This is a genomic window from Duganella sp. SG902 (assembly GCF_013376005.1).
Lineage (GTDB): Bacteria > Pseudomonadota > Gammaproteobacteria > Burkholderiales > Burkholderiaceae_D > Rugamonas.
The window spans coordinates 103961-129369 of the sequence record NZ_JABMJK010000001.1; the positions used below are offsets into that span (position 1 = coordinate 103961).

20 protein-coding genes are annotated in these 25409 nt (G+C 64.4%); 7 read left to right on the forward strand and 13 right to left on the reverse strand.

What is annotated here, in order from left to right; genetic code table 11:
- Positions 1-27: 27 nt before the first annotated feature.
- Positions 28-669: a hypothetical protein gene (locus FHW83_RS00440; protein ID WP_176644412.1), complete on the reverse strand. Its 642-nt coding sequence runs from the start codon at positions 667-669 to the stop codon at positions 28-30.
- A gap of 370 nt (positions 670-1039) precedes the next feature.
- Between FHW83_RS00440 and FHW83_RS00445 the strand changes: the two genes are divergently transcribed.
- The 5 genes from FHW83_RS00445 (at position 1040) to FHW83_RS00465 (ending at position 8660) form a co-directional block, all read left to right on the forward strand.
- Positions 1040-1597 carry a PEP-CTERM sorting domain-containing protein gene (locus FHW83_RS00445; RefSeq protein WP_176644413.1) on the forward strand — a complete coding sequence of 186 codons (558 nt, stop codon included), beginning with the start codon at positions 1040-1042 and terminating at the stop codon, positions 1595-1597.
- A 28-nt stretch (positions 1598-1625) separates the two neighbouring features.
- On the forward strand, positions 1626-5162 hold the full coding sequence (locus FHW83_RS00450) for a pectinesterase family protein (RefSeq protein WP_176644414.1): 3537 nt from the start codon (positions 1626-1628) through the stop codon (positions 5160-5162).
- Positions 5163-5262: 100 nt separating this feature from the next.
- Positions 5263-5442, forward strand: coding sequence for a DUF3311 domain-containing protein (locus FHW83_RS00455; protein ID WP_176644415.1), 180 nt, complete (start codon positions 5263-5265; stop codon positions 5440-5442).
- Complete coding sequence (gene mctP, locus FHW83_RS00460; RefSeq protein WP_176644416.1) at positions 5442-6917, forward strand: monocarboxylate uptake permease MctP; 1476 nt, start codon at positions 5442-5444, stop codon at positions 6915-6917. Before FHW83_RS00455 ends, mctP begins: the two co-directional genes overlap by 1 nt.
- 72 nt (positions 6918-6989) lie before the next feature.
- Positions 6990-8660 (forward strand): alkaline phosphatase family protein, encoded by a 1671-nt coding sequence (locus tag FHW83_RS00465; RefSeq protein ID WP_176644417.1) that lies wholly within the window; start codon positions 6990-6992, stop codon positions 8658-8660.
- A 1-nt stretch (position 8661) separates the two neighbouring features.
- On the opposite strand, the gene FHW83_RS00470 is transcribed toward FHW83_RS00465, so the two are convergent.
- From FHW83_RS00470 to FHW83_RS00525, 12 genes are all read right to left on the reverse strand, one after another.
- Positions 8662-9009 carry a hypothetical protein gene (locus FHW83_RS00470; RefSeq protein ID WP_176644418.1) on the reverse strand — a complete coding sequence of 116 codons (348 nt, stop codon included), beginning with the start codon at positions 9007-9009 and terminating at the stop codon, positions 8662-8664.
- 56 nt (positions 9010-9065) lie between these two features.
- The gene (locus FHW83_RS00475) at positions 9066-9434 is read right to left on the reverse strand and encodes a response regulator (RefSeq protein ID WP_176644419.1); all 369 of its coding nucleotides are present in this window, start codon (positions 9432-9434) and stop codon (positions 9066-9068) included.
- Positions 9435-9509: 75 nt separating this feature from the next.
- Positions 9510-9983, reverse strand: a complete 474-nt coding sequence (locus FHW83_RS00480) for a VOC family protein (RefSeq protein ID WP_176644420.1) — start codon at positions 9981-9983, stop codon at positions 9510-9512.
- Positions 9984-10072: 89 nt separating this feature from the next.
- Positions 10073-12451 carry a glycoside hydrolase family 3 N-terminal domain-containing protein gene (locus tag FHW83_RS00485; RefSeq protein ID WP_176644421.1) on the reverse strand — a complete coding sequence of 793 codons (2379 nt, stop codon included), beginning with the start codon at positions 12449-12451 and terminating at the stop codon, positions 10073-10075.
- Positions 12452-12478: 27 nt separating this feature from the next.
- Positions 12479-13618, reverse strand: coding sequence for a sugar ABC transporter permease (locus FHW83_RS00490; protein ID WP_176644422.1), 1140 nt, complete (start codon positions 13616-13618; stop codon positions 12479-12481).
- 14 nt (positions 13619-13632) lie between these two features.
- Positions 13633-15159, reverse strand: a complete 1527-nt coding sequence (gene xylG, locus FHW83_RS00495) for a D-xylose ABC transporter ATP-binding protein (protein ID WP_176644423.1) — start codon at positions 15157-15159, stop codon at positions 13633-13635.
- 9 nt (positions 15160-15168) lie between these two features.
- Positions 15169-16173 carry a D-xylose ABC transporter substrate-binding protein gene (xylF, locus tag FHW83_RS00500; RefSeq protein WP_176644424.1) on the reverse strand — a complete coding sequence of 335 codons (1005 nt, stop codon included), beginning with the start codon at positions 16171-16173 and terminating at the stop codon, positions 15169-15171.
- A 146-nt stretch (positions 16174-16319) separates the two neighbouring features.
- The gene (locus FHW83_RS00505; RefSeq protein ID WP_176644425.1) at positions 16320-18095 is read right to left on the reverse strand and encodes an IlvD/Edd family dehydratase; all 1776 of its coding nucleotides are present in this window, start codon (positions 18093-18095) and stop codon (positions 16320-16322) included.
- Positions 18096-18103: 8 nt separating this feature from the next.
- Positions 18104-18979, reverse strand: coding sequence for an SMP-30/gluconolactonase/LRE family protein (locus FHW83_RS00510; protein WP_176644426.1), 876 nt, complete (start codon positions 18977-18979; stop codon positions 18104-18106).
- Positions 18976-19743 carry an SDR family NAD(P)-dependent oxidoreductase gene (locus FHW83_RS00515; protein WP_176644937.1) on the reverse strand — a complete coding sequence of 256 codons (768 nt, stop codon included), beginning with the start codon at positions 19741-19743 and terminating at the stop codon, positions 18976-18978. The genes FHW83_RS00510 and FHW83_RS00515 overlap by 4 nt, the downstream gene beginning before the upstream one ends.
- Positions 19744-19773: 30 nt before the next feature.
- On the reverse strand, positions 19774-20961 hold the full coding sequence (locus tag FHW83_RS00520) for a fumarylacetoacetate hydrolase family protein (protein WP_176644427.1): 1188 nt from the start codon (positions 20959-20961) through the stop codon (positions 19774-19776).
- A gap of 13 nt (positions 20962-20974) precedes the next feature.
- The gene (locus tag FHW83_RS00525) at positions 20975-22348 is read right to left on the reverse strand and encodes an enolase C-terminal domain-like protein (RefSeq protein WP_218105901.1); all 1374 of its coding nucleotides are present in this window, start codon (positions 22346-22348) and stop codon (positions 20975-20977) included.
- A gap of 111 nt (positions 22349-22459) precedes the next feature.
- Between FHW83_RS00525 and FHW83_RS00530 the strand changes: the two genes are divergently transcribed.
- Both FHW83_RS00530 and FHW83_RS00535 read left to right on the forward strand, forming a co-directional pair.
- A complete protein-coding gene (locus tag FHW83_RS00530; RefSeq protein ID WP_176644429.1) occupies positions 22460-23671 on the forward strand; it encodes an SGNH/GDSL hydrolase family protein in 1212 nt (403 codons plus the stop codon).
- The gene (locus FHW83_RS00535) at positions 23668-25374 is read left to right on the forward strand and encodes a glycoside hydrolase family 43 protein (protein ID WP_176644430.1); all 1707 of its coding nucleotides are present in this window, start codon (positions 23668-23670) and stop codon (positions 25372-25374) included. The genes FHW83_RS00530 and FHW83_RS00535 overlap by 4 nt, the downstream gene beginning before the upstream one ends.
- Positions 25375-25409 lie beyond the last annotated feature (35 nt).

Sequence of the window (25409 nt, forward strand, 5' to 3'; positions counted from 1 at the left end):
AAAGCCCGTTTCAGGGATAGGGTGATATCAGGCCGGTTCCGGCGTCGCCACGGCGCCGTAGGCGCGGTTGACTTCGGTCAGCGAGAAGGCGTTGGGACCGTTGGTTTCAGCGTCGGCGGCGTCATCGTGGGCCAGGCTGCGGTAGGTCAGCGGCGCCTCGTAGCGGATGCGCTCTTCCTCGCTGATCTTGCCGTCATGGTTGGTGTCGGCGCCCAGCTCGGATTCCGGCGGCGGCACGCCCAGCACGCCATCTTCGCCCACGCCCGGCAGCGGCTCAGGCGACAGCAGCACCTCAGGCTCCGGCTCGGCGGCCGCGCTCTGACCGGCCTCGTTGCCGAAGCGGGCCTGGAAGATCTGGGTTTCCGGGCGCTCGACCAGCTTTTTCAAGCCCTCATCGAACTGCTGCAGCGCGCTTTTCAGCGTGTCGTCCTCCGACACGGCCTTGACCAGCGCGTTGGCCTGATCGCCGCTGTCGGCGGTGTTGCTGGTATCAGTCTGCAGGGGACTGGTAGCGTTGAAACCGGGCAGCGACAGGTAGGCAGCCATCGAGGCGCTCAGGTCCGCGTTGGCGCCTTGTTCCGTTTCAGCTGGTTTAACAGGCGAGAGCGCCTTATCGGCAACCAGGGCTGCGGACAGGGTGGCACCACCAATATTGTTGATCATAATCATAATCGACTCCTGCAAGAAGATTCCTCACCACTACATTCTATCAGCGTTTTGGCAAGAGTTTTCATTTCCTGCCGGCTTCTCCCGCAAAAAAGTGCGCTTTTCCCCAAAAAAAGTTTCCATACAACACTCTCTTGATTACCAAAATCAATTGTCTTTTTGTTTTGATAGTTTTACATGCGCCGCGTTGCGGAATTGGTCAGACCACCGTAGAATTGGTCAACCAGTAGCATCCCACCGCATCACAGATTTTTGACCAACCGCGAGCTCGGCCATCCCCCGGCCCTCCTCTCGGTGGCACGGCATACGCGAGGTGTGCCGACCGGCGCCGGCCAAGAACGGCGTTGTTGAACTCAAACTATCTGGAGACAAAATGCACCTCACACTACGCAAAGCCGCCGCCGCGGCATGCCTGCTGCTCGCCACCGGCGCCGCGCAGGCCGCCGATCCGCTGCAACACGCCGTCATCAGCGCCAGCTACAGCGCCGGCGCCATCCTCGGGATCGGCGACGACTATGCCGGCAGCCCCGTCAGCGGCCTCGATCCACTCGACACCAGCGTGGAATTCTTCACCGCCGACGCCCTGTTCGGCTTTGACTTCGCGCCCGATGGCCATCTGACCATCTACAACAACCTCGCCATCCCGGCCGGCTCGTACAGCGCCAGCTTTGACTTCGGCGCCACGCTGGGCGCGGCCATCACCGGCTTCAACGTGGTGGACGCGGGCGTCACCGGCGGCACGCCGGTGCTCACCGTGGTCGACGGCCACACCATCCGCATCGACTTGAGCGCGGTCGAGTGGAACGGCGACTACAGCCCGCTGCAGACCGCGATCACGCTGCAGGCGGCGCCAGTGCCGGAACCCGCCACCGTTTCCATGCTGGCGGCCGGCCTGCTTGGCCTGGCCCTGCGCGCACGCCGTCGCCGCTAGGCGCCCCTCACAATTCAAGGAGCATCAGATGAAACTCTCTCGTTTCAGGGCGGCGCTTTGCCTGCTCGGCGTGGCCACGGCGTTGCAGGCGGCGACCATCGACCCGGCGCTGCAAACCGCGCCGGCGGACGGTTTTGGCGCCGGCACCGTGGGCGGTTCGGCCGCCATCGGCTCGCAGATCTACACCGTGACCTCGCGCCCGCAACTGCTGGCGGCGATACAGCGCGGCGGCCTCAATCCCAAGATCATCAAGTTAAGCGGCACCATCGACATGACCGAGGGCGTGCCGTACGCGAACACCGGCGACCAGGCCATTCGCGGCCTGATACGCCTGCCCAGCAACACCACGCTGATCGGCGCGGACGGCAACGCGGGCATCATCAACGGGCATATCGTGGTGTCCAACGTCTCGCAAATCATCATCCGCAACCTGAAGATCGTGAACCCGTGCGACGTCGGTCCGATCTGGGATCCGAACGACGGCGCGCTGGGCAACTGGAACGCGGCCTTCGACGGCATCGGCGTCTCCGGCTCGGACCACGTATGGGTGGACCACGTCACCTTCACCGACGGCGCCATCACCGACGACCTGCTGCCGATCGAGAACGGCCAGGTCAAGCAATGCCACGACGGCGCGCTGGACATCACCAACGCCTCCGATTACGTGACGGTGTCGTACAACGTGTTCGGCCAGCATCGCAAGAATAACCTGATCGGTTCCAGCGACACCGCGACGGCGGACAACGGCAAGCTGCACATCACCTTCAGCAACAACATCTTCCGCGATATCGTCAGCCGCGCGCCGCGCGTGCGTTACGGCCAGGTCCACCTGTTCAACAACTACTTTGTGGGCAGCACCTCGCATCCGGCCTACCCTTACGAGTACTCGGTGGGCGTGGGCCAGCAGGCGCAGATCCTGTCCAACAACAATGTGTTCGAGATCGCCGGCGTCACGCGCTGCGACCAGGTGGTCACGCCGATCGGCGGCACCGTGCCGGGCGCCTTCAAGGATGCGGGTTCGGTACTCAACGGCGCCGCGCTGGCTGGCTGCTCGACACCAAGCAGCGTGGCTTACAGCGTGCCCTATGCGTTCAGCGCGCGACCTGTGGCGCTGGTAAAGCCGAATCTGGTGGCGCAGGCGGGCGTGGGCAAGATCAGCACCGCCATCAGCGGCAGCGGCAACGTCACGCCCGATGTGACCATCACCCTCACCTGCCCGCCCACTGGCTTGTACTTCTGCGACGATTTCCAGAACAGCAGCATGGCCAACTGGAACCTGCTGCCGGTGTCCGGACCTAACGGCAGCTTCAGCGTCAAGGCTGAAAGCATCGGCGCCGCCAACATCGTGATGCAGTACACCGCCGCGTCGACAGGCGGCGTACTGGCCACGCTCAAGCCAGGCGCCATGAACGGCGTGCCAGGCGGCGATTACTTCGTCGAGGCGCGCATCAAGCCCATGACCAACAGCACCACCAGCAACAAGCTGCTCTATCTTCTGGCGCGCTACAAGGACTCAACCAACTGGTATGGCGCGGGCCTGAACGTGCAAAGCGCCACCACCAGCACTCAAGTGGAAATCGCCAGGATGCTGAACGGGACGCTGACCCGCCCCAAGCAGGTGAAGAAGCCGATCCAGATGGACGCCCAGTTCTACACCGTGCGCTTTGAAATGATCGGCACCACGCTCACCGTGTATCTCGACGGCGAGGCGCTGGGCAGTGTCACCGACGCCTCGTTCGCGGAGCGCGGGGTGATAGGCCTGTACACCACCAACAAATCGTTCCAGATCGACGACGTACGGATAGGCGATCCCTCGCTGAAACCGTCGCAACTGACGTTGAATCCATCCACGCTGAGCTACGCGGCGGAGGTGGGCGACGCGCCGCTGGCGGTCAGCGTCACCGCCGTCAAGCCGGATGGCACGCTGGATGGCTTCACGGCTTCGTCCAGCAACCCGGCGGTGGCGGCGGTGGCCATCAACGGCGGCACTGTGAACGTTACCCCGGTCGGCGCGGGCAGCGCCACCATCACCATCACCAGCGATTCCGACCCGACGCTGAAACGCACCATCGCCGCCACCATCGCGCCGCAGTTCGTGCAACCGACTCAAACCTATGCGCTGGCCGGCGCGGCCCTGCCGGCGGCCCATTCCGATGGCACGCAGGTCGACGCCTCGCTCAAGCTGACCTTCGACGGCCCGCCGACGCTGGGTTCCGGCGGCAGCATCCGCATCTTCCGCAAGGCCGATAACGCGCTGGTGGACGTGATCCGCCTGTCCGGCGAGACCGACGTCCTTGGCTACACCGGCCAGGCCAACGTGCGCAAGGTGAACACCACGCCGATCACCATCACCGGCAACACCGTCACCATCAAACCGCATTCCAACAAGCTGGCCTACGGCACCCAATACTACGTGGCCATTTCCAACGGCGTGTTCACCGGCGCGACGCTGGGCGGCGTGCCGTTCGTCGGCATCGGCGCGCTGGGCGACTGGTCGTTCACCACGCGCGCCGGCGCGCCCTCGCCCGGCGCCAGCCTCACGGTGGGCGACGGCGCCGATGCCGACTTCGGCACCGTACAGGGCGCGCTCAATTTCGCCATGCAGACGCTGGGCGCGGCCGATCCGGTCACCATCAACGTGCGCAATGGCGTCTACAACGAGCTGCTCTACCTGCGCGGCAAGGACAACGTCACGCTGAAAGGCGAAAGCCGGGACGGCGCCATCATCCAGTACACCAACTACGACACGCTCAACACCGGCTCCGGCGCCAGCCAGGCCAACGCCGACGCGGCGGCGGCCGGCGGCCGTTCGGTGATGCTGGTGGAGGCGTCGGACATGCTGGTGCTGGACTCGCTGACCTTGAAGAACACCACGCTGCGTTCGGGCGCCATCTCGGCGCAAGCGGAAACGCTCTACTTCAATAACGACAACGGCCGCCTGATCGCCAGGAACGCCAACTTCCAGAGCGAGCAGGATACGCTCAACCTGAAAGGCTACGCGTGGTTCTGGCAGTCGCTGGTATCCGGCAACGTGGACTTCATCTGGGGCAGCAGCCGCGCCGCGCTGTTCGAGGAGTGCGAGATCCGTTCGGTGGGCGATACCAGCAATGCGTCGAGCGGCGGCTACATCCTGCAGGCGCGCGCGGCCAACGCCACCGACAAGGGCTATGTCTTCCTCAACAGCCGCCTGACGCACGGCCCCGGCCCGGGCCCGCTGCACGGCGACGTGCCGGCCGGCGCCACTTACCTGGCCCGCAGCGCCGGCAACGCGGCCTACTGGGACAACATCGCCTTCATCAACACCAAGATGGACGCGCACATCGCCACCGTGGGCTGGGCCGGCGCGGGCGTGAACGGCCAGCCGGCGCCGAATCCCGCAGTGGCCAGCGCCGCCAGCGGTTGGCGTGAATACGGCAGCACCACGCTGGCGGGCGACGCGATCAACCTCGCCGCGCGCGTCGGCGGCTTCCAGCTGAGCGCCAGCGACGTGGCGGCCGGCTTCGCCGACCGTGCCAAGGTGTTTGCCGCGTATGGCGGCGGTGCGGGGTGGAATCCGCAGCCGTAACGGCATGTAACTGGCGCGCTACATTCCCCACCTCTTTCGGAGGATGCGCGCCAGCCCGCGTTTTTATACGATGCGGCGACAACATCAACATGGAGTCGTCGTGCGTTACCTGCTTGCCCTGCCGTTCATCGGCCTGCTCTGGCTGCCTTTCTACAACCGGGAACTGCCTTCGCTGTTTAGCTTCCCCTTCTTCTACTGGTATCAATTCGCCTGGGTGCCGCTGACCGCCCTCGTGATCTGGCTGGTCTACCAGAATGACCGCAAGAAGGGAGCGGAGTGATGCCGGACCAAGTCAACTGGACCGCGCTCGGCGTCTTCATCTTTTTCTTCGTGCTGGTGACGGTGCTGGGCTTCGGCGCCTCGCGCTGGCAAAGCGCCAGGCAGCAAGGCAGCCACCTTGAGGAATGGGGACTGGGCGGCCGCAATTTCGGCGCCTGGATCACCTGGTTCCTGGTCGGTGGCGATTTTTATACCGCCTACACCGTGATCGCCGTGCCGGCGCTGGTGTATGCGGTGGGCGCGTATGGCTTCTTCGCGCTGCCGTACACGATTCTGGTGTATCCGATCGTCTACCTGATCATGCCCAGGCTGTGGCACGCCGCGCAGAAGGCCGGCCACGTCACGGCGGCCGACGTGGTGTTCGGCCGCTATCGTTCGCGCCCGCTGGAATTCGCCATCGCCCTCACCGGCGTGGTGGCCACCATGCCTTACATCGCCCTGCAGCTGGTGGGCATGGAAGTGGTGATCAAGGCGCTGGGACTGACCGGCGAACTGCCGCTGGCCGCCGCTTTCGTCATCCTCGCCTTGTACACCTACGCCGCCGGCCTGCGCGCACCGGCGCTGATCGCCTTCGTCAAGGACCTGATGATCTACATCGTGGTGCTGGTGGCGGTGGTGCTGGTGCCGGCCAAGCTGGGCGGCTACGGCCATGTATTCTCGGCCGCCGGCGAAGCCTTCGCGGCCAAGGGCGGCGCCACCGGGCTGACCCTGAAACCGGCGCAGATCCTGCCGTTCGCCACGCTGGCGTTGGGTTCCGCGATGGCGGCGTTCATGTATCCGCACACGCTGACCGGCATCTTTGCCGCCAACAGCGCGGACACCATCCGCAAGAACGCCGTATTCCTGCCGGCCTACACCATCCTGCTTGGCCTGATCGCGCTGCTGGGTTTCATGGCCTACGCGGCCCATATCACCGTCGCCAGCAACAACGACGTGGTGCCGGCGCTGTTCAACGCCCTGTTCCCGAGCTGGTTCAGCGGCTTCGCCTTCGCCGCCATCGCCATCGGCGCGCTGGTGCCGGCGGCGGTGATGTCGATCGGCGCGGCCAACCTGTTCACCCGCAATTTCTGGAAGCCGTATGTGGATCCCGCCGTCACGCCCGAGGGCGAGGCCAAGGTGGCCAAGCTGGTGTCGCTGGTGGTGAAGGTGGGCGCGCTGGTGTTCATCCTGTTCCTGCCGACCAAATTCGCGCTGGACCTGCAGCTGCTGGGCGGCGTGTGGATACTGCAAACCTTCCCGTCGGTGGTGTTTGGTCTGTTCTTCGGCTGGTTCGGCGCGCGTGCGCTGCTCGGCGGCTGGGCGGTCGGCATCGTGGCGGGCAGCGTGCTGGCATTCAGCGACGGCATCAAGCCGGTGCACACCTTCATGCTCGGCGGCGATAGCTACACCGCCTATACCGGCCTGCTGGCGCTGGTGCTGAACATCGCGGTGGCTGTGATCATCCAGCTCATCGCGGGCGAAAAGCGCAAGGACTGAAAACCCGTCATCGTTTCGTCACAAGAATGGGATAACATTGTGTGTTATCCCATTCAACCTACGACGACTTCCATGACGAAAAAAATGTCTCTGCGCGCCATCGTACTCGCCGCCGCCAGCCTCGCCCTCGCCAGCTGCTACGCCGCCACGCCAGCGTCCACCACCGCATCCACCCTGCCCAAGCTGGTCGTCGTGCTGGTGGTGGATGGTCTGCCGAACGAGCAGGTGCAGCGCTACCGCGACCAGTTCGGCCAGGGCGGCTTGCGCCGCATGCTGGACCAGGGCGCGTCCTTCAGCAACGCGCACCAGGCCCACGGCGTGACCGTGACCGCCATCGGCCACAGCGCGGTGCTGACCGGCGCCTATCCTTATGTGCACGGCATCATCGGCAATAACTGGATCGATCCGGTCACCAAAAAGTCGGTCTACTGCACCGAGGACACCAGCTACACCTACATCGGCGAAGAGACCAAGCCAAGCGACGGCACCTCGCCGGCCAGGCTGAAGGTCAACACGCTGGGCGATGAACTGCGCTACGCGACCGGCAGCAAGAGCAAGGTGGTGACGGTATCCGGCAAGGATCGCGGCGCGATTCTGCTGGCCGGTAAAACCGGCACCGCTTACATGTACATGGAGAAGACCGGCAACTTCGCCAGCAGCACCTATTACATGAAGCAGCACCCTGAATGGGTCGGCAAATACCTCGCCACCAAGCCGCAGGACCGCTACTACGGCAAGAGCTGGTCCTACCTGCTGCCGGAGGCGGCCTACGCCGGCGACGCGCCGGAAGAACTGAACGCGCCCAAGGCCGGCGGCCACAATCGCCTGCCATACAGCTACTACAGCGAGAGCGGCGAGATCGACGCAGGCTACTACGCCAGCCTGCGCGTCGGCCCCTACCTCGACCAACTGACGCTGGACTTCGCGCGCGCGGCGGTGGAAGGCGAAAACCTCGGCCGCAATCCGGCCGGTGTGCCGGACCTGTTGGGCGTCAGCCTGTCCGCGCACGACTACGTCAACCACGCGTTCGGCCCGGAGAGCAAGCTGTCGCACGACCATCTGCAGCGCGTGGACCGCATGCTGGCGGACTTCTTCAACTATCTGGACAAGCGCGTGGGCATGGACAACGTGCTGGTGGTGCTGACCGCCGATCACGGCTTCGCCAACACGCCGGAATTCTCGCAAACGCAGCACTACGACGCGCAGCGCCTCGATGGCGACAAGCTGATGGCCGCGCTGGACCAGCATCTGGCCGCGAAGTTCGGCGTCGCGAAGCTGGTGCAGGCATGGTCGCTGCCGAACATCCACCTCGACTACGCGCTGGCCGACCAGAACAAGCTGAAACGCGAGGACGTGGAAACCGCAGCGGCGCAATACCTGCTGGCGCAGAACGGCATTGCCGACGCCTTCACGCGCACCCAGTTCGAGAGCGGCGCGGTGCAAGGCACGCATATCAACACGCTGATGCGCCGCGCGTGGAACCGCCAGTCGTCGGGCGATCTGATGGTGATCACCAAGCCATTCTGGTACTTCGGCACCGGCAACAGCGGCACCTCGCACGGTTCGCCGTATGCGTACGACACCAATGTGCCGTTGATGATCATGGGTAAACGCTGGATCAAGCCTGGCGCCTATGGCCAGTATGCGGAAGTGGTCGACATCGCGCCGACGCTGGCCAACCTGCTGCATCTGCGTCCGCCGGCGGGTTCGGAAGGCCGAGTGCTGACGGAAACGCTGCGTTAAATTAACGGGTCGCCTGTGGCGCCGGTTGCGCGTAGACGATGATGGGTGCGACCGGCGCCGCAGGTGCTGGCGGAGTACGGTTCAGCAGCAGGGCCGTGGTGATCGAGGTATTGAGCACCACCCCGCCCAGTACCGTGGCCACCACCCATTTGATCAGCCGGGTTTCGAACTTGGCGAAGCGCGCTTCAAATTCCTCACGCAGTGACTTGAAGCCGCTGTCGGTGCTCTGAGTGAGCGCATCTATCCGGGCACCGAGGATGAGCTCGTGTGCCTTTAATTCGCCTGTAAACCGCGCGACTGTGGCCTCAAGCTTGGCGTCGACATAGTCTTTGTCAGTGATGGAGTTCATCGCTCCATATTCCGCCTGCTCCCCGCCCCTGTCAATCCGATGACGTTTGATGCAAATCAGGCCAGGCTGCTCAGATAGCTATTCAGATGATCGAAGTTGAGCGGCTTGGAGAAGTGCTGGGAGAAGCCCGCCGCGACAGCCTTTTTGGCGGAATCTCGGTCGGCCGAACCGGTCAGCGCGATGATCGGCACAGCCTGCGCGCCGGGCATGCGGCGGATGGCGCGCACGGCGCCATAGCCGTCCATCCACGGCATGCCGAGGTCCATGATGATGGCCTTGGGCACCGCCTCGCGCACCCAGTCGCAGGCTTCGTAGCCGTTGTGCGCCGCCGCGGTCTCGTAGCCGTGGCACTGCAACAGCGCCGACAGCGACTCCACCACATCGACATTATCGTCCACCACCAAAACCTGTTTCGCGCTTGCCATGATATGCCTCACATTGTTGAGATCGTGAAGCCATCGTAGCAATGGATGAGCTAGCCGTATGTTCGCCAGCGCACCTTAGCCGCGCACCGCCGCCTCGATCTTGGCGACGTCGATCTTGCGCATCTCCATCATGGCGGTGAAGGCGCGCTTGGCCACCTCGCCGCCCTGCTTCATGGCGTCGGTCAGCACGCGCGGGGTGATCTGCCACGACAGGCCCCATTTGTCCTTGCACCAGCCGCAGGCGCTCTCGGCGCCGCCGTTGCCGACGATGGCGTTCCAGTAGCGGTCGGTTTCCTCCTGGTCTTCGGTTGCAATCTGGAAGGAAAAGGCTTCGCTCTGCTTGAAGGCGCTGCCGCCGTTGAGGCCCAGGCAAGGGATGCCCAGCACGGTAAATTCAACGGTCAGGGCCTGCCCGGCCTTGCCGCCGGGGAAATCGGTCGGCGCGCGGTGCACGGCGCCGACGCTGCTGTCCGGGAAAACGCTGGCGTAGAAATTGGCCGCCGCCTCCGCGTCATGGTCGTACCACAGGCAGATCGTGTTTTTGCTCATCGTCCCTCTCCTCTGTTCGCCGCCCGGACAGCCGGAATGGCTGCCGGAGCGGCGATTTTACAGCGAAGAGATCAGGCCTGGCACACCGCTTACCCCACCATCAGCTTGACGGACTTGAGATTCGCGCTGTCCGGACCGGCGTGGATGGTGAAGCTGCCCGGCTCCACCACGCGCTGCATCTCGGTGTTGTAGAACCACAGGTCGGACGGCTTGATATCAAAGCTCAGCGTGCGCTTCTCGCCCGGCTGCAGGGTGACGCGCTTGAACGCCTTCAGTTCCAGCACCGGACGGGTGACCGAGCTGACGTCGTCGCGGATATAGATCTGCACCACCTCGTCGCCCGCGCGCTTGCCGGTGTTGGTCACGTCCACCTCCACCTTGGTCGATTCGCCCACCGCGATGCTGGCCTTCGCCAAGCGCGGCGCCGAGATCGCGAAGGTGGTGTAGCTCAAGCCAAAGCCGAACGGATACAGCGGCTTGGTCGAGCCGTCGATGTAGCCGCGCCGTGCCGAGGGCTTGTGGTTGTAGAAGATCGGCAGCTGGCCAACGCCGCGCGCGATCGACACCGGCAGTTTGCCGCCCGGGTTGGCGCGGCCGAACAGCAGGTCGGCGGCCGCGTTGCCGGTCTCCTGGCCCATGTACCAGCCTTCGATAATCGCATCGGCCTTTTCCGCCAGCAGGTTGATCGACAGCGGACGGCCGTTCAGCAGGAACACCACGGTCGGTTTGCCCAGCGCGAAGATCGCACGCGCCAAATCGTTCTGCTGGCCCATCAGGTCCAGCGACTCGCGGTCGCCCAGGTGGGTGTCCGCCCAGGCTTCGCGACTGGTCTGCTCGTTGTCGCCCAGGACCATGATGATGGTGTCGGCCGATTTGGCCGCTTCCACCGCGTCAGCAATCAACTTGGCATTGACCGCCGGGTCGGTGAACTTGATTTCATCCTGGCCCCAGATACGGCTTTCGGTGATGCGCACACCTTCCGAATACGCCAGCGTGAAGCCCTGTGCCTTGGCTTCCGCCTGCAGGCCTTCGTAGATGGATACCACGTGGCGCGGAATGTCCGAATACCCGCCGATCGGCGTGTCCTTGGCGTGGGTGCCGAGCAGCAGCACCTTGCCGACCTTCTTGCCGTCCAGCGGCAGCAGGCCCTTGTCGTTCTTCAGCAGCACCGGGGTGCGGGTCGCGGCCAGACGTGCCAGGGCGACGGCGTCCTTGGTGGCGGTGAGGCCGTCGGCGGCCTTGGCGTCCACATAAGGATTCTCGAACAGGCCCGCTTCAAACTTCATGGTCAGCACGCGACGCACCACGGCATCAATTTCGCTTTCGGTGATGCGTCCCTCCTTCACCAGATTGCCCAGTTCCTTGAAGCCCTTGCCGTCCGGCGTCTCGATATCGACACCTGCCTTGAAGGCGCGATAGCCTGCCTCCTTGTCCGAATCCACCAGCTTGTGGCGCGTCACCAGTTCAGCCACGGCCATATAGTCCGACACGGTCAGCCCCTTGAAGCCCCACTCCTCGCGCAGCACCTTGTGCAGCAGCCAGTGGTTGGCGTGCGACGGCACGCCACCGATCTCGTTATACGACGGCATCACGGCGCCGACATTGGACTCCTTGATCGCGCGCTCGAACGGCGGGAAGAACTCCTCGCGCAAAGTGCGCTCGGTGACTTCGGCCGGCCCTGTGTTGGTGCCGTTTTCGGGCTGGCCGTGGCCCGTCATGTGCTTCAGCGTGACGAACACCTTGTCCTTGGCCAGCTTGCGGTCGGTGCCGGCGAAGCCGAGAATCGCCGCCTTGCCCATTTCGCCGCAAACGTAGGGGTCTTCACCAAAAGTCTCCTCGATGCGTCCCCAGCGCGGTTCGCGCGCAACGTCCACCACCGGCGCCAACGCCAGATGGGAACCCGCGGCGCGCATCTCGCGCGCCGCCACGCTAAAGATTTTAGTGGTCAGATCGGTATCGAAGGAGGAGGCGATGCCGATCGCCTGAGGGAAGCTGGTCGCATGGCGGGCGACGTAGCCGTGCAGCGCCTCTTCATGCATGAACATCGGGATGCCGAGGCGGGTCTGTTCCATCGCCCATTTCTGAGCCGCGTTGACATAGGTGGCCGTCTCCAGCGGGGTGCGGTTGAGCACCTGGCCGTCATCGCCGGCGGCGCCGGCGCCCTGCCCCAGACGGCGGTCCGATGGACGCGCCAGCATGCCCATACCGTGCGGGAATTCCTTCTGCGCCTTGGCGGCGACGAACTCGCCCTTGTCATCCTGAATTTTGACCTTGGTCAGCCAGGTGCAATGCAGCTGCATGATCTTCTCTTCCAGCGTCATGCGGCCGAGCAGATCGTCGACGCGCTTTTCTACCGGCAGCGCGGCGTCCTTGTACGGCGCCTTGGCTGGCGCGGCGATCGCCGGCAGCACGGTGAGGCCGGCCAGGCCGGTCATGGAGGTCAGGAACTGCCTGCGATTGTTGGTCATGCATTGTCTCCTTGTAGGATTATTCTCTTATCGTTTGCCTGCGCGGGTGCTGACGTCCACCCATACCGCCAGCGTCAGGATGGCGCCCTTGACGATCATCTGCCAGTAAGTGTCCACGTCCAGCATCGACATGCCGTTGTCCAGCGAGGCCATCACCAGCGCGCCGATCAGCGCGCCGTGCACGGTGCCCGACCCGCCGCGCATCGAGGTGCCGCCGATGAAGCAGGCCGCGATCGCATCCAGCTCGCCGGAGGTACCGGCCGATGGCGAACCGGCCGCCAGGCGCGCCGTGTTCACCAGCCCGGCCAGTGCGCACATCAGGCCCATGATCCCGAAGATCCACAGCTTGATCGATTTGACGTTGATGCCCGACAGGCGGGTCGCCTCCATGTTGGAACCGACCGAGTACACACGGCGGCCGAACACGGTTTGCGTGGTGACGTAGCTGAAGATGCCCAGCAGCGCCAGGAGCAGCAGTACCGGCAGCGGAATGCCCTCGTACGAATTGAAGGTGATGACGAAGGCCGCCAGCACCACGCCCAGCATCGCCAGCTTGGCGGCATCACGCCACATCGGCGCCACCTCCAGCGCGTGCGCGGCGCGGCTGCGGCGCTGCGCGATGATCAGGTACACGGCCACCACGAACAGCAGGAAGCCCAACGCAATGCCCAGCGTCGGCGACAGGTAGGCCTGGCCGATGTAGACCATGTCGTCCGATACCGGCGCGATGGTGGTGCCGCCGGTCACGCCCAGCACGATGCCGCGATACGCCAGCATGCCGCCCAAACCGACGATGAACGATGGGATGCCCAGATAGGCGGTCAGGTAGCCGTTGAACAGGCCAATCACCAGGCCCACCACCAGCACCACGATCAGCGTGAGCGGCAGCGGCAGATGGTGCGTCACATCCAGCACCGCCGCCACGCCGCCCAACAGGCCAAGCAAGGAGCCGACCGACAGGTCGATCTCGCCGGCGATGATCACCAGCGACATGCCGCAGGCGACAATGCCGGTGATCGCCATCTGGCGCATCAGGTTGGATAGGTTGCGCGGCGTGACGAAGCCACCCTCGGTGTGATAGCTGAAGAAAGCCCAGATCAACGCGACCGCGATCAGCAGGGCCAGCATCTTGTACTGCGTGAACAGCTGTTTTAAATTGAATTTCATTGTTCGTCCTAATTTCAGTGCGCCTGGTCCAGCGCAGCCGCCAGTACCGTTTCCTGGCTCAGATTGTCGTTGACGAAATCGCCGCGCAGCTTGCCCTCGCCGATCACCAGCACGCGGTCGGAAATGCCCAGCACCTCGGCCAGTTCCGACGACACCATGATGATCGACATGCCCTCCTTGGCGAGGTTGAAGATCAGCTGATAAATCTCGAACTTGGCGCCGACGTCGACGCCGCGCGTCGGTTCGTCGAGGATCAGGATCTTCGGCTTGGTCAGCAGCATCTTGGACAGCACGGCCTTCTGCTGGTTGCCGCCCGAGAGGCCGGTAATCGGCAGGAAGGGGCTGGAGGTTTTCAGCTTGACGCTCTTGATCTCCTGGCGGATGGTCGCCAGTTCGGCTTCCTGGTCAATACGGGTGGCGCGCGCGAAGTCCTTCAGCACCGTCAGCGTCATGTTGTGGCCAACGCCGAGGTCCGGCACGATGCCGTGATGCTTGCGGTCCTCCGGCACCATGGCCAGGCCGTTGCGGATCGCCTTCACCGGCGTGCTGGTATCGAGCTTGACGCCATTGAGATAGACCTCGGCCTCGCTCGGCCCCGGATAGGCGCCAAAGATGGCCGACACCAGCTCCGTGCGCCCCGCTCCCACCAGGCCGGCGATGCCCAGCACCTCGCCCTTGCGCAGCTGGAAGGAGATATTGTCCACGCGCTTGCGTTCAGGGTTGTCGGCGTCGTAGCAGGTGACGTTGCGGGCTTCGAAAATCACCTCGCCCGGCGTGTGCTCGCGTTGCGGATACAGCTGCGTCATCTCGCGCCCCACCATCTGCGCGATGATGCGGTCGATATTCATCTCCGACATCGGCGTGGTGGCGATATGCTGGCCGTCGCGGATGGTGACGATGGTGTCGCAGATCTCCGCCACCTCATCCAGCTTGTGCGAGATGTAGACGCAGGTGACGCCCTTGGCTTTGAGCGAATGGATAATATTCAGCAGCACCTTGATCTCGGCCGCCGTCAGCGAGGACGAGGGCTCGTCGAGAATCAGCAGACGCGCGTTCTTGTTGAGCGCCTTGGCGATCTCGATCAGCTGCTGGTGGCCGCCGCCGTACTGTTTCACTGGCAGCACCACGTTCACATCGTTGATGTTCAGCTCTTTCAGCAGTTCCTCGGCGCGGCGGTTCATGGCGGCATAGTCCATGCGTCCGCCCGGCAGCGTGATCTCGTTGCCGAGGAAGATATTCTCCGCCACCGACAATTCAGGCACCAGCATCAGCTCCTGGTGGATGATGACGATGCCGGCCGCCTCGGTCTCGCGGATCGACTGCGCCTGCAAAGGCTTGCCGTCCCAGATAATCTCGCCGTCCCAGGTGCCGTGCGGGTACACGGCGGACAGCACTTTCATTAACGTCGACTTGCCGGCGCCGTTCTCGCCGCACAAGCCGGCGCATTCGCCGGCTTTGAGCTTGATGTCGATGCCGTTCAGGGCGCGCACACCGCCAAATTCCTTGACGATGTTGCGCATTTCCAGAAGATATTCGGCCATGCTGATTCCTTAATTGGCGGTCAGCTGGGCCTTGGTGTAGAAACCGTCGTCAGACAGCACGTTCACGTTGGCCTTGGTCAGCGCGATTGGCGCCAGCAGCAGCGTGTTCACGTTCTTCATGCCGTTGTTGTAATTGGCGTTGAAGGCGGGCGTCTCGTTGCGCACCAGCTTGACCGACAGGCGTGCGGCTTCGGTGGCGATCACCTTCAGCGGCTTGTAGACGGTCATGGCCTGGGTGCCGGCGATCACGCGCTTGACGGCGGCGAGGTCGGCGTCCTGGCCGGAGACCGGCACCTTGCCGGCCAGCTTCTGCGCGGCCAGCGCCTGGATCGCGCCGCCGGCGGTGGCGTCGTTCGATGCGACCACAGCGTCGATCTTGTTGCCGTTGGCGGTCAGCGCGTTTTCCACGATGGACAGCGCTTCCGACGCGCTCCAGTCCTTGGTCCATTGCTTGCCGACCACCTTGATGTCGCCCTTGTCGATCAGCGGTTGCAGCACTTTCAGCTGGCCCTCGCGCAGCACCTTGGCGTTGTTGTCGGTCGGCGCGCCACCCAGAAGGTAGTAGTTACCTTTCGGCTTGAGGGCGACCAGGCTGCTGGCTTGCAGTTCGCCGACCTTGGCGTTGTCGAAGGAGATGTAGGCGTCGATATCGGCGTTGAGGATCAGGCGGTCGTAGGACACCACCTTGATCTTGGCCTTCTTCGCTTCGCGCACGGCGTTGTTCAGCACCGTGGCGTTGTAGGGAACGATGACCAGCACGTCCACGCCGCGCGAGATCAGGTTCTCGATCTGGGCGATCTGGCGCTGCTCGCTGGCGTCGGCCGACTGCACGTAGACCTTGGCGCCCAGCTTCTCGGCTTCGGCCGTGAAGTAATCACGGTCGCGCGCCCAGCGTTCCAGGCGCAGGTCGTCGATCGAGAAACCGATCTTCGGGTTCTTGGCGTCGGCCATGGCGCTGCCGGCGCCGAGTGCCATCATGGCGCCGAGTACGGCGCTAACTACAATCTTCTTCATTTAATCGTCTCCTTTTAGTTGTTCTTGCCACCGTCGTCCCGGCGCACGCCGGGACCCATGCTGACTGTGCTTCGCATTCAGCTTTCTATGGATTCCGGCCTGCGCCGGAAGTCATTTCGCCCAGTGGGCGGAATGACCCGGTGGTACTAGTGGTTGTGGCGCGCCAGTTTGTCGCCCACGCCCTGATACTTGAGCGCCAGCTCCATGCAGGCGCCCGTTTCCATCTGCCCAACGGTGGAGCGGTACAACTCCTGCCACGGGGTCTGGCTTTCCGGCACCGGCGGGATGCCCTCCGCCTTGCGCCTGGCCAGTTCCTCGTCGCTGACCAGCATATTGCAGCTGCCTTCGTTCAGGTCCACGCGCACGATGTCGCCGGTGCGGATGTAGGCCAGCCCGCCGCCCACCGCGCTTTCCGGCGAGGCGTTCAGGATCGACGGACTGTCCGAGGTACCGGACTGACGGCCATCGCCCAGCGTCGGCAGCCAGTTGATGCCGCGCTTGATCAGTGCATCCGGCGGTTGCATGTTGACGACTTCCGCCGAACCCGGCCAGCCGATCGGCCCCGCACCGCGAATCACCAGCATGCAGTTCTCATCGATGTTCAGCGACGGATCATTGATGCGGTTGTGGTAATCGCCCGAACCATCGAACACGATGGCGCGCGATTCGAAGATATTCTCCTTGCCCGGCGTGCTCAGATAACGCTGGCGGAATTCCGGCGAAATCACGCTGGTCTTCATGATGGCGAAGTCGAACAGGTTGCCCTTCAGGACGAAGAAACCGGCGTCCTCCTTCAACGGCGCGTTGAACGGATAGATCACTTCCCGGTCGTTGGTCTCGCGGCCGACCAGGTTTTCCTTCATGCTCTTGCCGGTGACGGTCAGACGATTGGAACGCAGCTTGCCGTTCTGCTCCAGTTCCCACATCACGGCCGGCACGCCGCCCGCGCGGTGGAAGCGCTCGCCCAGGAATTTGCCGGACGGTTGCATGTTCAGCAGCAGCGGCACCTTGTGGCCGTATTCCATCCAGTCGCTCGACTTCAGCTCGACGCCGGCGTGGCGCGCCATGGCGACGATGTGCTGCTGGGCGTTGGTGGAACCGCCGATGGCGGCGTTGACCACAATCGCGTCGAGGAAGGCGTCGCGGTTCAGGATCTGCGACGGACGGATGTCCTGCTTCGCCATCTCGACGATGCGCTTGCCGGTTTCGTAGGCCATCTGGCCACGCTCGCGGTACGGCGCCGGAATCGCCGAGCAGCCGGTGAGCGACATGCCCAGCGCTTCCGCGATCGCGTTCATGGTCGATGCGGTGCCCATGGTGTTGCAGTGCCCCGCCGACGGCGCCGAGGCGGCGGCGATCTGCAGGAACTTCTCTTCGTCGATCTTGCCGGCGGCCAGCTGCTTGCGGCCTTTCCAGATCGCCGCGCCGGAACCGACCAGCTCTCCATCGAGCCAGCCGTCCAGCATCGGACCGCCCGACAGCACGATGGCCGGAATGTCGATGGTGGCGGCGGCCATCAGCTGCGACGGCGTGGTCTTGTCGCAGCCGGTGGTCAGCACCACGGCGTCGATCGGATAGCCGTGCAGGATTTCGACCAGGCCCATATACGCCAGGTTGCGGTCGATGGCGGCGGTCGGACGGCGGCAGTTTTCAAAGATCGGGTGCAGCGGGAACTCCATCGCGATGCCGCCGGCGTCGCGGATGCCGTCGCGCACGCGCTTGGCCAGCTCCAGGTGGATGCGGTTGCACGGGCTGATATCGCTGCCCGATTGGGCGATGCCGATGATGGGACGGCCGGAACGCAGTTCCTCCGGCGTGATCCCGTAGTTCATGAAGCGCTCGAGATACAGCGCGGTCATATCGATGTGGTCCGGATTATCGAACCAGTCCTGCGAGCGGTAGCGACGCGATTGGGTGCTCATAGAGTTGCCTATTCTGGTGTATACAGATGTTGCAGTTGTCCCGGCGTGGCCACGCGGAAGCTGAATACGCCGCCGGCCAGCGGCTCGCGGCTCAATTCTTCTTCCGTCAGGCCTTTGCGGGCCGTGGTTACAAAGACGGTGCGCAGATCCGCGCCGCCGAATGCAACCTTGGTGATATTCGAACACGGCATGGCCACGGTGTCCAGCAGCTCGCCCGATGCCGCGTAACGCTCGATGCGGGCGCCGGCGAACAGGCCGACCCACAGCGCGCCGTCGGCGTCCACCGCCGTGCCGTCCGGGTAGCCGCCGCCTTCGATGCGCACGAACACGCGCTTGTTGGACAGGTTGCCGCTGTCGTCGATGTCGAAGGCGTAGATGGTCTTTTCCAGCGTGTCGGTGTGATAGAACGTGCGGCCGTCCGGGCTGACGCAGGGACCGTTGGTGATGACGTAGCCGCCGTCCTTGTGCTGGAGGCCATCGTCGGCGCTCAGGCGGAACAGCGAGCCGCTTGGCGCCACCTCGGCGTTGTCCATGGAGCCGAACCACAGCGCGCCATGGCGGTCCACGTAGCCGTCGTTCAGGCGATTGCCCGGCAGGTCGGCTTCCAGTTCCTGGATGGTGGTCAGCTCGCCGGTCTCGAACGAGAAGCGCTCGATGCGGCCCGGCAGGCCGCACACGAAGTCGCCGCCATGCATGGGCAGGGCGAAGCCCACCTCCGCCGGCACGGTCCAGCTTTGACGGCGGCCGCCATCCTCCGCGCAGCGATGGATCGCGCGCTGCTTGATATCGACGAAGTACAGCGCCTTGTCCTCGGGGTGCCACACCGGGCCTTCACCCAGGGTCGCGCCCAGCGACCAGATGCACTCAGGCTGATAGAGATTCATGCTCCATACCATCCGGCGTCTACGAAGTAATCACGGCCGGAGCAGCGCCGCGCGTTGTCGGAGGACAGGAACAGCACCATGGCGGCGATATCTTCCGATTCCACCGGCTCATGCAGGCACTGTGCGTCGAGGATGGCCTGGCCGCCCTGCTCGTCGTGCCACAGCGCCTTCTGGCGTGGCGTCAGCACCGAACCGGGAATCACGCAGTTGACGCGGATGCCGTCCTTGCCCAGGTCGCGCGCCAGGCCGCGGGTCAGGCCTTCGATGGCCGCCTTGGCGGTCATGTACAGCGTCAGGTCCGGCAAGGCGAGGTGCCACGAGATCGAACCGAAGTTCAGGATTACGCCGCCACCGGCCTTCTTCATGCCCGGCGCCACGGCTTGCGCGCAGAAGAACTGGTGGCGCAGGTTGACGGCGAAGCTGTCGTCCCAGTACTTGGCGGTGACGTCCTGCACCTGGTGACGGTGATCGTTGGCCGCGTTGTTGATCAGGATTTCAATCGCGCCGTGATCCTTCTCGATCTGCGCGATGACCTTTGACAGCGCGTCCAGGTCGGTGAGGTCGCAGTGGAAGAACACCGGCGGGAACTTGGCGTCCTTCATGCTGGCGGCCAGCTCTTTCGAAGCCTCGACCACGATGTCGATGAAGAACACCTGCGCGCCCTGTTTCACGAATGCGTCCACAATGCCCGCGCCAATGCCGGTGCCGCCGCCAGTGATCAGAACTCGCTTGCCGGCGAGGTCCGGGTAGGTGGCGTAGACCAATGGTTGCCCCATCTTTTTCTCCTGTTTATTTTAGTTGAGCAGGCCGCGCTGGGCCAGGTTGCGATACAGTGCACGCACGCCAAACGTCCATGGCGCGACGGCGTCGCTGCGATACACGTGGTTGACCAGCATGCCGAGCGACGGGCTGCTGATGCTGACGCGGTCACCCAGCTTGTGGGTGAAGCCCGCGCCCGGCGCGCCACGGTCCTTGATCGGCGAGAACATGGTGCCGAGGAAGAGCATGAAGCCGTCCGGGTATTGGTGGTGCGCGCCGCTGGTTTGCGCCACCAGATCCAGCGGATCGCGGCTGATTTCGCGCATGCGGCTTTCGCCATCCAGGCGGAAACCATCTTCCGCGCCTTCGATCACCAGGCGCAGTTCCGCGTTGCGCACGGTGTCGATGGTGAAGCGTTCGTCGAACAGGCGGATGAACGGGCCGATGCCGCAGGAGGCGTTGTTGTCCTTGGCTTTACCCAGCAGCAGCGCGCTGCGGCCTTCGATGTCGCGCAGGTTGACGTCGTTGCCGAGCGAGGCGCCGACGGCTTGCGCGCGGCTGTTCACGGCCAGCACGACTTCCGGCTCGGGGTTGTTCCATTTCGATTCCGGGTGCAGGCCGACGTCGGCGCCAAAGCCCACCGCCGACATGGGCTGCGACTTGGAGAACACCTCGGCGTAAGGGCCGATGCCCACTTCCATGTACTGCGACCAGGCGCCGCGCGCGATGAACTGCTGCTTCAGCTTTTCCGCCTCCGGCGAACCTGGCTTGATGGCCGACAGGTCGGCGCCGATATCCTTGAGCAGCGACTTGCGCAGCTCATCGGCCTTGGCCGGGTTGCCGCCGGCCTGTTCCTCGATCACGCGCTCCAGCAGGCTGACGGCGAAGGTCACGCCGCAGGCCTTGATGGCTTGCAGATCATTGGGGGCCAGCAGGCGCACCGGCGCATCCTGGTCGCCGCCGAGGGCGGCCTCGATCAGCTCCTCCACGCGGCCCAGCGATTCGCCTTGCGCGGCATGGGCGAAAGCCACCACGTCGTCGCGGTCCAGCAGGTCGGACACGGTGGGTACATGCGCGGTGATGTCGAATACTTCGCCTTTGCGCACCACCACCACGCTCGGGCCGTTGACGTCGTTGCGCCATACGCGGCCGACCAGCAGTGCGTCGGGCAGATCGGCGGGCAGGTGCGCCAGCGCGGGCGCGTGTTTCAGGGTATTTTTCATGGGGTCTCCTTTTTTAACGTCCCAAGCTTGGCTTCTTAGGGGAGTAGGTCCAGCCGGGTACCAAATAGCGCATCGCCATCGCGTCGTCACGCGCCGTGGTGGCGACTTTCTTGTACAACTCATGTGCCGCTTCGATGCGGTCCATATCGGGTTCGATGCCCAGGCCCGGTGCTTGTGGCACCTTGACTTCACCGCCGATGATTTGCAGCGGCTCGCGGGTCAGGCGTTCCTGCCCTTCTTGCCAGATCCAGTGGGTGTCGATCGCGGTGATCCTGCCCGGCGCGGCGGCGGCGGCGTGGGTGAACATCGCCAGCGACACGTCGAAGTGATTGTTCGAGTGCGAGCCCCAGGTCAGGCCCCAGTCGTGGCACAGCTGCGCCAGGCGCACCGAACCCTCCATGGTCCAGAAGTGCGGATCGGCCAGCGGAATATCGACCGCCCCCAGCAAATGCGAATGCGCCATCTGACGCCAGTCGGTGGCGATCATGTTGGTGGCGGTGGGGATGCCGGTGGCGCGGCGAAATTCCGCCATGATCTCGCGTCCCGAGTAGCCGTCTTCAGGGCCGCACGGATCCTCGGCGTAGGCCAGCAGGTCGCCGCGGCCCTTGCATAGTTCGATGGCTTCGCGCAGCGACCACGCGCCGTTCGGGTCCAGCGTCACGCGCGCATCCGGGAAGCGCGCCTTGATGGCGGCGACGGCTTCCATTTCTTCGGCGCCTCGCATCACGCCACCTTTCAGCTTGAAGTCGCGGAAACCGTATTTTTCCACCGTAGCCTCGGCCAGCTCCGCGATGGCGGCAGGCGTCATGGCCTGTTGATTGCGGCGCGCGTGCCACCCGGTGGCGCCCTGCCCGCTCTGGTATGGCAGGTCGGTGCGATTGCGGTCGCCGATGTAGAACAGGTAGGCCAGCATCGGCACGCTGTCGCGCTGCTGGCCGGCACCCAGCAGTTCGCACACCGGCATATCCAGATGTTGGCCCAGCAGATCGAGCAGCGCCGCCTCGACGGCGGTGACGACGTTTTCCAGCCGCAGATTGATTTCGTGCGGCTGCTTCAAGACGGCCGCCTCGGCGGCGTCGGTGACCTGATGCTGGCCGTTGATCGAGGCGCGCAGGATATTCAGGGTACGGTGATAGCGGCCGATCTCCGAGCCGACCACCAACGGCACGGCGTTTTGCAGCGCGCGCAGGATGCCGGCGCCGCCAGGTACTTCACCCATGCCGGTGCGCCCCGCGCTGTCTTTCAACAGCACCAGATTACGGGTGAAAAACGGCGCGTGCGCGCCGCAGAGATTGAGCAGCATGCTGTCGTGACCTGCCACGGGGATGACGCGCATCTCCGTTATCGCCGGGCTGCCTGCTCCCGGCGTTTTTGTTGCATGTACCATCTCTTTACCCTAAAATGAATAGCGCTAACATTTTATGAGTGTGAAGGATTTATGCGACCAAGTCAACACGCTTTACGCAGCTGTCTGGGCGCCGTGCTTACGGCTTTTCTGATGAATGCCACAGCTGCGAACCCGGGATCGCACTGGGTGGCGAGTTGGGGTGCGGCGCAGCAAATTCCCGAACCGGCGAACCAGTTGGCGGCCGAACACTGGCGCGATGGCAGTATCCGCCAGATCGTGCATCTCACTCTGGGCGGCAAGCAGTTCCGGGTGCGCGTCAGCAACGCATACGGCACTGCACCATTGGTGCTGGAGGCGGCCAGCGTGGCGCTGGCGCAAGCGCCTGGACAAACTGGCGTCAACGCCCCTACCCTGCGCCCGCTGACCTTCGATGGCCGGACCTCCGTGATGATCCCGGCCGGCACGGAATACTATAGCGATACCGTCAGCATGGAACTGAAACCGGCGGCCGACCTGGCGGTTTCCCTCTATTTCAAGGAGGCGCCGGCGCAGCAGACCGGCCACGCGGGCGCGCGCACCACCACTTTCCTCGCCAAGGGCAACCGCGTGAATGACGCGTCGTGGGACGACGCCGGCGATGGCCTCACCAAAATCACGCGCTGGTATGCGCTCAGCGACGTGGAAGTACAGGCCCCACGCGGCGTCGGCGCGCTGGTGGCCATTGGCGACTCCATCACCGACGGTTACGGCGTACCGCCTGATACCAATACCCGCTGGCCGGACGTGCTGGCGGCGCGCCTGCGCAACGAGAAGCTGACGCTGGGCGTGGTCAACGCAGGTATCGGCGGCGGCCGCATGCTGCGTGACGGCCTTGGCCCCAACCTGGCGGCGCGCTTCGATCGCGATGTGCTGGCGCGCGCCGGCGTGACGCACGCGCTGGTGCTGATCGGCGTGAACGACATGGGCAGCCAGCACCGCAATACGCCCGATACGCCGGCCGACCGCCAGCGCCTGCTGGCGGACCTGAAACTGGCGCACCGCCAACTGGCGGAACGCGCGCGGTCGCACGGCGTCTGTCTGATCGGCGCCACGGTAACGCCGTACGTCGGCAGCGATTACTATCATCCAGAACCGGAGAACGAGGCCGATCGGCAGGACCTGAACAACTGGATACGCACTTCGGGCGTGTTCGACGCGGTGGCGGACTTCGACGCGGCGCTGCGCGATCCAGCCCGGCCGGATCGCCTCAAGCCGGTGTATGACTCCGGCGACCATCTGCACCCATCGCTGGCAGGCTACCGCGCGCTGGCGGAAACCGTGCCGCTGGCGGCATTACGAAAACAATGTGGAGACAACAAATGATCGGTTCCCGGCTGGCGGCACATGCCGCCTCGCACATCGCGGCACTCGCAGCGACGCTTCCCGCCACGCGGCCTTCCGCGCCACCCGGGCTGCGGCCCGCCACCTCGCCGCTCTCGCGCGCCGCGCTCTCCGCGTTGCTGGCGGCGGCCTCGCTAAGCGCACCGGCGCTCGCGGCGCCAGCCGCGACCTACACCAATCCGGTGCTGAGCGGCTTCCACGCCGATCCAAGCATTTGCCGCGTTGGCGGCGACTACTACCTCGCGACCAGCAGCTTCGAATACTTCCCGGGCGTGCCGATCTACCATAGCAAGGACCTGGTGCACTGGCTCCAGATCGGCCACGCGCTCACGCGCGCCAGCCAGCTGAATCTGAAGAAGACCCGCAGCTCGCAAGGCATCTACGCTCCCACCCTGCGTTGCCATGACGGCGTGTTCTACATGGTCACCACCAATATGGAGGGCGGAGGCGCCTTCTACGTCCACACCAAGGACCCCGCCGGCGAATGGTCGGAACCGGTATGGCTGAACGATCCAAGCTTCGCCATGGACCCTTCCCTGTTCTTCGATGACGACGGCAAGGTCTATTACACCCGCCACGGCGGCGGCGAACGTGGCGGCGTCTATCAAGCCGAGATCAACCTGAAGGCCGGCAAGCTGCTGGAGCCACCGCGCCTGATCTGGTCCGGCACCGGCGGCGTGTGGCCGGAAGGGCCGCACCTGTACAAGCACGATGGCCAGTACTATCTGATGATCTCCGAGGGCGGAACCTCGTACAATCACAGCCTGACCATGGCGCGCTCCGCATCGCCGTGGGGACCATTCACCGCCAACCCGGCCAATCCCATCCTCACGCACCGGGGGCATCCGGAGCTGCCGCTGCAAGCCACCGGTCATGGCGATCTGGTACAAACGCCGGAAGGCAAATGGTGGATGCCGCTGCTGGGTATCCGTCCGGTCGAACAACGCCATCACCTGGGTCGCGAAACCCTGCTGACGCCAGTCGAATGGAATGAGCAAGGCTGGCTCACCGTGAACAAGGGCCGCCCGCTGGCGGTGGAAATGTCGGCCGAGGGACTGCCACCGCTGACGCCATGGCCTGCGGAACCAGTGCGCGATGACTTCAGCGCGCCCAAGCTAGGCCTGCAATGGACGCAGCTGCGCGGCCCCGGCGATGGCCTGTGGTCGCTGAGCGAACGCCCCGGCTACCTGCGCCTGAAAGGCAGCGGTGTCACCATGAACGACATAGCGCAACCGGCTTTCATCGCGCGCCGCCAGGAGCATATGCGCATGCGCGTATCGACCCAGCTGGAGTTCGAACCAGCGGCCGCCACGCACGCCGCAGGCCTGGTGCTGCGCCAGAACGAAAACAATTACTACGAGCTGCGCGTCACCGGCACGCCTCAACGCAAGCTGGAACTGCTGGCTCGCGCGCGCGGCGTCACCACATTGCAGGCCTCGGCCCCGCTGCCGCCCGGTCCCGTCGTGCTGCAGGTGGAATCATGGGCGGACCGTTATGAATTCAGCTACAGCGGCGCGGGCGTCCCGCTCAAGCAAATCGGCAGCGTGCCAACCGCCGCGCTGTCGTCGGAATCGGCGGGCGGATTCACCGGCGTCTTTATCGGCATGTATGCCGAAGGCGCGCGGCAGCAAGCCATGCCGCCCGCTGATTTCGCATGGTTCGACTACCAGCCACTGGAAAAATAAAACGATATGAGACAACGCATTCTTGCTGCCGGGGC